Below are 6,411 nucleotides of genomic sequence, written 5' to 3'. Positions count from 1 at the left end.
ACGCTCGGCGGAACTCCAGCGAGCCGAGCTCGTTGGCGTACAGATCCATCTGACTGCCTCCTTCCCGCTCGGACCAGGCGGCCCGAGGTGGTAGCACGGCTGGCGGCCAACCCCACTCCGCTGACCATCAGCCGCGCGTCTTGGGGGTTCACGCAGCTTGCTCATGAACGCCGATCTGCGCGGGTTGCACGTCGCTCAACCGGACCAGCAGTTCGCGGGCTATCGCGTGCGGAAGGCTGTAATCATCAAACCTCAAGACGACATTGCGCTCGGCTGGCTGGATCGGTGCCAGGTAGGGCAGAAACACGTCCGCGCGCACCCCGTACAGAGAACAGCGGCCCACGGTGAAGACTTCGGCGTTGCGCCGCAGGTGCGGGCAGAAGGCGATCGCCTCGGGGATGCACGCCCGGCACGTCGGCGGCGCGTTGGTGTAGCCGTCGCCATAGTCGCCGTCGCCGGTAGACGACAGAAGCCACCAGGTCCGGCCCGTGTCCCGGTCGACCGCCGAGCGCCCGCACACCTGGCACAGCCGCTTTTCCATGCACCGCCACTGCCTGCGGGTGTTGACCGTCTTGAAGTCCGGTCGCCCCGTCCGCTTCTGACTCTGCCGAAGACGCAGCACACCATGGCTGTAGTCACCCCTACTCGGCAAGGCGTCATAGGCCAGCCGCATCCCGTCCCAACTCTGCATCCACATCAGGGGGTGATGTCGCTCAACCTCCCCCGTGAACCCGATGACGAAGGGCACGCGAAAGCCAGTGGCCGCGGTCATGCCGCACCCGACCCGGAGGGGCGGCAGACCCCGTCGGCATCGATAACCCATCCGATGGTCGGACGCTTCTCCAAGATCCCGCACGCCCCAGCCAGAGCGATGTACCCGTCCATCCCCAAAACGGACTCGTCGCGCGTCTCCGTGATGCCAAGTCTGAGCATCTGGGCGCGATACTCCTCACGCGACCAAGTCGGCCTCGGCGCCGAGGCAGGTGTCGGGCCTGTCGCGTCCCGTTCCTCAGGTGCGAGTTCACCGACGAGCCAGACGCGCTCCTCAAGGGGCAGTGTCTCTGCGAGGGTCATGCAAACGACGGTAAGGAGTTGCGACACCCTTCAACAAGGAAGTTGCTCGCAATTGCTTCAAGTGGTCCAGGTTCTCAGGAAAGCTCGGAACTCTGAGCACTACTCAGGTCTTCCATCGCCCGGGTAATGACTTGTCGAGCGTGAGGCCCGTAGTGGGCAACTTCGGCCAACCAGCCGAAGAGCCGGGAGTATGTTTCGATCTCCTCTGGAAGGGTCAAGGTCAGCTCCGCCGCTACCGTCTCGACGTGTACCGCTCGCTGGTCGAAGATCCAGAACCCGTGTTGTGGAGCGAAAGGCAACTGCGCGTGCATGGGCACGATGCCAAGCCGGATGCGGGGCATGAGCGCAACGGCGATCAGCCGGTCCAACTGGTCGAGCATGATGTCAGGAGGGGCCATACCGAGTCGTAGAGCACTCTCCAACAGCAGGAAGTGAAACGACTTCCCTCGGTCGTACAGAACTTCTTGGCGGCGAATGCGTGCTGCCACGCCGTCATCCAGATCATTGGGGATGTCGTGGAAGGCGATCACCTGCGAGAGCCTTAGGCGTGCGTACTCGCTCGTCTGTAGCAGTCCAGGGATGAGAACAGACTCAAAGACGCGGAACGATGCGGTTTCCGCTTCCATGTCTGCCCAACTCTTCTGCCCGGTCGTGGTGCCAAGCCTTAGCTGCCGCCGCCACTCGGCGTACAGCGTCTCCATTGCGCGTAGCGAAGTGATGAGGTTCGGCACGTCTTGCGGTCTGCCCACAGCGTCACACCAGGCGCGAATGTCGGCTTCCGACGGTGTCTGGCGACCGTTCTCAAGCTTGCTGACCTTGGAAGCCTGCCAGCCATACCGGGCGGCAAGCTTCCGCCCGGTCATACCGGCCTCTAGCCGTAGTTCCTTGAGCTGTGCTCCCATCTGCTGACGGGCGCGGGCAATGTCACGCACCGAGATTCACGAACTCCTCAAGGGGGATCGCATGTTGCCAGGCAACGTCACGCCAGCGGCGATGCCTCTCAACGGCTTCGGGATCCGTGATGATCTCGGCTCCATGAAGGATGTCTTTCTCGTCCAGGTGGAGGAGGGCGAGGCGTTCATCGTCGAACAACCACCAGTCCGCCTCAGGCAGGCCCAGTCGTCCGGCCTCAGCCCGATCGAGATAGTGGATCTGATCCCCGGCGGGGATGCTGTGCCGTGCCACAGCCATGCTGAACCGGGTGTACTCGGAGAATGGGCGTGAAACCACGCGGACGCGGCGAAAGGTTCGACCATGCCTTGCATGCTCCCGCATGAGGTCATGCCACTCTCCCATCCAGCTCATGTCCTCGGGCTCACCAGCGAGGAACCGCCGAAGCGGTTCCTCTTCATCCTTGGCCAGGTGATAGCGCTCCCGCGTCTCCAAGCGGAACGCAGAAGCCTTGAACGAGGAAAAGAGCCTCACGAACTCGTCACCAGACACTAGATCCATGCTGATCACCCTAGGAACTTGAACAACTCCTTGGGAACCTCTACGAACGCTTCGCCGGCGAGGATGTCTCGTGCGTCGGACAGCGTGGCAGGGTCCGTTACCTGCATGCCTTGGATGACCAAGGTGCCACGATCCGTCTCGTAGATCGTGGGGCATCCACCCTGATTGGACGTGCTACCCACGAACCGTAGTCGCATGTGCTTACCCTCAGAGGTAGTTGCTTGGGGTTTCTCATCCATACTGCGGATGTTCCGTCCTGCCCGATCAGACGTCAAGAGCCTTCAGCCGAAGTGCTGCCATCAGGGGTCAGCACCACGACTTAAAACAACCAGAAATGATCGGGACCAACCCGCACATTCGCCATCCGGCAGGCACTCTGACCTGTGCACTCGACGTGGGAAGGACGGCTTCCCGGTCGCAGCGGATCGACATCGTCGGGTCGCCGTCCTATTTTGCCTAGGGACTGTGTCTCTGCCCGAGCGTGGACGGTGAGGACGTGGAACAGCGGTTCCCCTGGACGGGCGCGGACGCGCTCATCCCCCGCCACCCCGGAGGCGGCCCCAGAGTGCTGTCGTTCGCCCAGGAGCGGATGTGGTTCCTGGAGCGGTTCTCGCCGGGCACGGGCGCCCACACGCTGCCCGTCTCGGCCCGGCTGCGCGGCCCGGTGGACGCCGAGCTGCTGCGGTCACGGCTGGACGCGCTGGTGGCCCGGCACGAGAGCCTGCGGATGACCTTCCCGCCGGGTGCCGACGGGCTGCCCCGGGTACGGGTCGCCGCGGCGCCGAAGGTGCCGTTGCGGGTGGTCAGGGTGAAGGGGCCGGGGCTGGCCAGGAGTGTGCTCAGCGCCGACGCGGCGCTCGCCTTCGACCTGGCCGAGGGGCCGCTGCTGCGCGCGACGCTGGTGCGGTACGCGCCGGACGAGCACGCGCTGCTGATCGCGGTGCACCAGATCGTGTGCGACGCCTGGTCGGCGGAGCTGATCATGCGGGAGCTGCTGGCGTCAGGGCCGGTGCCCGGGCCCGCGGTGCGGTACGGCGACTACGCGCTGTGGCAGCGGGAGCGGCTGGCCGGGCCGTACCTGGAGCGGCATCTGGCGTTCTGGCGGGCCGAGCTGGACGGGCTGCCGGCGCTCGACCTGCCGCTGGACGCGCCGCGCCCGGCCCGGCAGGGGTACGCGGGCGCCTGGTACGAGGTGTGGCTGGCGGAGCGGCTGACCTCGGCGGTGAAGCTGCTGGCCGGGAAGCAGGGGGCGACGACCCATATGGCGTTCCTGGCCGCCTTCCAGGCGCTGCTGGCGGGCTGGTCGGGGCAGCGGGACTTCGCGGTGGGCTCGCCGGTGGCGGGGCGGAGCAGGCCGGAGCTGGCCGGTCTGGTGGGGCTGTTCGAGAACCTGCTGCCGTTCCGGGCGCGGCTGGCGGGCGATCCGACGTTCGCGGAGCTGCTGGAGCGCACCAGGTATGCGGCGCTGGACGTGTACGCCCACCAGGAGCTGCCGTTCGAGAAGCTCGTCGCCGAGCTGGACCTGAGCAGGGACGTCGGCCGGCCGCCGGTGGCGCAGGCGCTGTTCGCGCTGCGCGGCCACCGGGAGGGTGCGGCGCCCGAGCCGTTCCGCCTGGAGTCGCCGACCACCCGTTTCGACCTGGAGCTGCACGTCACCGAGACCACCGGCGGGATGACGGCGCGGTTCGTCTACAACCGGGCGCTGTTCGGCGCGGACACGGTCGCGCGGCTGGCGACGCGGTTCGTCGCGCTGCTGGAGTGGGCGGTGACCGCGCCGGACGTGCCGGTGGGCGAGCTGGAGATCCGTACGGCGGACGAGCAGGCGCTGGTGGACGGGTGGAACGCGACGGCGCGCCGGCATCCCGGCGGCACCCTGCACGGCCTGGTCTTCGAGCAGGCCGCCCGCACCCCCGACGCGCCCGCGGCGGGCTTCGAGGGCTCCTGGCTGACCTACCGCGAGCTGACCGAGCGCGCCCAGCGCGTCGCCGCCGCGCTCAGGGCCGCCGGAGCCCGCCCGGACCAGCCCGTGGGCGTGCACCTGTCCCGGTGCCTGGACCTGCCCGTCGCGCTGCTGGGCGTGCTGGCGGCGGGCTGCGCCTACCTGCCGCTGGAGCCCGGCCATCCGGAGGAGCGTCTGCGCGGCATGCTCGCCGACGCGGGCGCGACCCTGGTGGTCACCAACCGGGACCTGGCCTTCCCCGGCGGCCTGCTGGTCGAGGACGCCGAGCGGATGCTGGAGGCGGCTCCGGTGGACGTCCCCGAGGACGCCCTCGCCTACGTGATCTTCACCTCGGGCTCGACCGGCCGCCCCAAGGGCGTCGCCGTCTCCCACCGGGCCATCGTCAACCGGCTGCGCTGGATGCAGCGCGTCCACCATCTCGACGGCAACGACCGCGTCCTGCACAAGACCCCCACCACCTTCGACGTCTCCGTCTGGGAGCTGTTCTGGCCGCTCGTCGCCGGCGCGGCCGTGGTCATCGCCAGGCCGGACTGCCATCGCGACACCGCCTACCTGCGCGATCTGCTCCACCAGGAGCAGGTCACCACGGCCCACTTCGTGCCGTCCATGCTCGAACCGTTCCTCGCCGAGAAGGGCGGCGGCGGCCCGCTGCGCCGGGTCATCTGCTCGGGCGAGGTCCTGCCGCCCGGTCTGGTACGGCGCTTCGCCGAGCTGTTGCCGGGAGTCGAGCTGCACAACCTGTACGGCCCGACCGAGGCCGCCGTCGACGTCTCCTGGCACCGCTGCACCCCGGGCGAGGAGGTCGTCCCGATCGGCCGCCCCGTGGACAACACCCGCCTGCACATCCTCGACCGGCACCTCAACCCCGTCCCCATCGGCACCCCCGGCGAGCTGCACATCGCCGGAACCCAGCTGGCCCGCGGCTACACCGGCAGACCCGGCCTCACCGCCGACCGCTTCCTCCCCGACCCGTACGGCCCGCCGGGCAGCCGCCTGTACGCCACCGGCGACCTGGCCAGATGGCGGCGCAACGGGGAGATCGAGTTCCTCGGCCGCCTGGACGACCAGATCAAGGTCCGCGGCATGCGCGTCGAGCCCGGCGAGGTCGAGGCGGTCCTGCGCGAGCAGCCGGGCGTCCGCGACGCGGTGGTGACCGGGCACGACGGCGGACTGATCGGCTATGTCGTCGGCGAGCCCCCGCCCGGCCTGCGCGACCGGCTGCGCGCCACGCTCCCCGAGCACCTGATCCCCACCGCGTGGGTGAGACTCGACGCGCTGCCGCTCTCCACCAGCGGCAAGCTCGACCGCTCGGCGCTGCCGCCGCCCGCGCCGCCCGCCGACGTGCCGTGGGAGCCGCCGGCCGGTGAGGCGGAGCTGGCCGTGGCGCGGGTCTGGCAGGCCGTGCTCGGCCTGGAGCGCGTCGGGCGGCGCGACGAGTTCTTCGCGGTGGGCGGCGACTCCATCCGCGGCGTCAAGGTGGTCGCCAGGCTGCGGGCGGCGGGTTATGAGGTGGACCTGCGGGATCTGTTCGCCCATCCGGCGGTGGCCGAGCTGGCCGCCGTCCTGCGCGTCCGCGAGGACCCCGCGCTCGGCCTCGCCGACCGGAGGAGGTTCAGGGGGTGACCTTCACCCATTCGGCGCAGCCGCCGGTCTGGAAGGCCTTGTCGGTGGGCTCGATGGTGACGGTCTCCGGGCCCTTGGGCATGCCCGCCGTGATCACTCCGCCCACCGTGTCCTTCAGCCGCGCCCAGTAGCACATGGGCTGGCCGAGAGCCGGTCCCGTGGTCTTGTAACTGCCCGGCTGGATGTCCACGCCGACCACGAGCGTGCGGTTGCCCCCGGAAGGCCGACCGGCCATGTCCGCCTCCGGCGAACCCGGAGGCGGACCCGTGGGACCCCCGGTAGCGGTCCCCTCTGAGGTGGGG

The 6,411-nt window shown here is 69.0% G+C and carries 6 protein-coding genes; 1 reads left to right on the top strand and 5 read right to left on the bottom strand.

The features are described 5' to 3' along the window. Positions 1–148 precede the first annotated feature (148 nt). The 4 genes from ABZ911_RS06135 to ABZ911_RS06120 all read right to left on the bottom strand — a co-directional run bounded on the left by ABZ911_RS06135 (position 149) and on the right by ABZ911_RS06120 (position 2,526). Positions 149–772: a hypothetical protein gene (locus ABZ911_RS06135; protein WP_358052408.1), complete on the bottom strand. Its 624-nt coding sequence runs from the start codon at positions 770–772 to the stop codon at positions 149–151. Then, positions 769–1,074: a hypothetical protein gene (locus ABZ911_RS06130; protein ID WP_358052406.1), complete on the bottom strand. Its 306-nt coding sequence runs from the start codon at positions 1,072–1,074 to the stop codon at positions 769–771. Before ABZ911_RS06130 ends, ABZ911_RS06135 begins: the two co-directional genes overlap by 4 nt. Positions 1,075–1,148: 74 nt before the next feature. After that, a complete protein-coding gene (locus ABZ911_RS06125; protein WP_358052404.1) occupies positions 1,149–2,006 on the bottom strand; it encodes a helix-turn-helix transcriptional regulator in 858 nt (285 codons plus the stop codon). Next, entirely contained in the window at positions 1,999–2,526 is a 528-nt protein-coding gene (locus ABZ911_RS06120; protein ID WP_358052402.1) for a DUF6879 family protein, read from the bottom strand. Before ABZ911_RS06120 ends, ABZ911_RS06125 begins: the two co-directional genes overlap by 8 nt. 496 nt (positions 2,527–3,022) lie before the next feature. On the opposite strand from ABZ911_RS06120, the gene ABZ911_RS06115 reads away from it, so the two are divergent. Further along, a complete protein-coding gene (locus ABZ911_RS06115; RefSeq protein WP_358052400.1) occupies positions 3,023–6,109 on the top strand; it encodes an amino acid adenylation domain-containing protein in 3,087 nt (1,028 codons plus the stop codon). Here the strand turns inward: ABZ911_RS06115 and ABZ911_RS06110 are convergent. Continuing rightward, positions 6,099–6,344, bottom strand: a complete 246-nt coding sequence (locus tag ABZ911_RS06110; RefSeq protein WP_358052398.1) for a hypothetical protein — start codon at positions 6,342–6,344, stop codon at positions 6,099–6,101. The two genes, ABZ911_RS06115 and ABZ911_RS06110, sit on opposite strands and share 11 nt — an antisense overlap. Positions 6,345–6,411: the final 67 nt, after the last annotated feature.

Source organism: Nonomuraea sp. NPDC046570 (assembly GCF_040645915.1).
Taxonomy (GTDB): domain Bacteria; phylum Actinomycetota; class Actinomycetes; order Streptosporangiales; family Streptosporangiaceae; genus Nonomuraea.
Note: the sequence above shows the minus strand (reverse complement) of the source record. Positions and strands in the feature narration are given on the sequence as shown.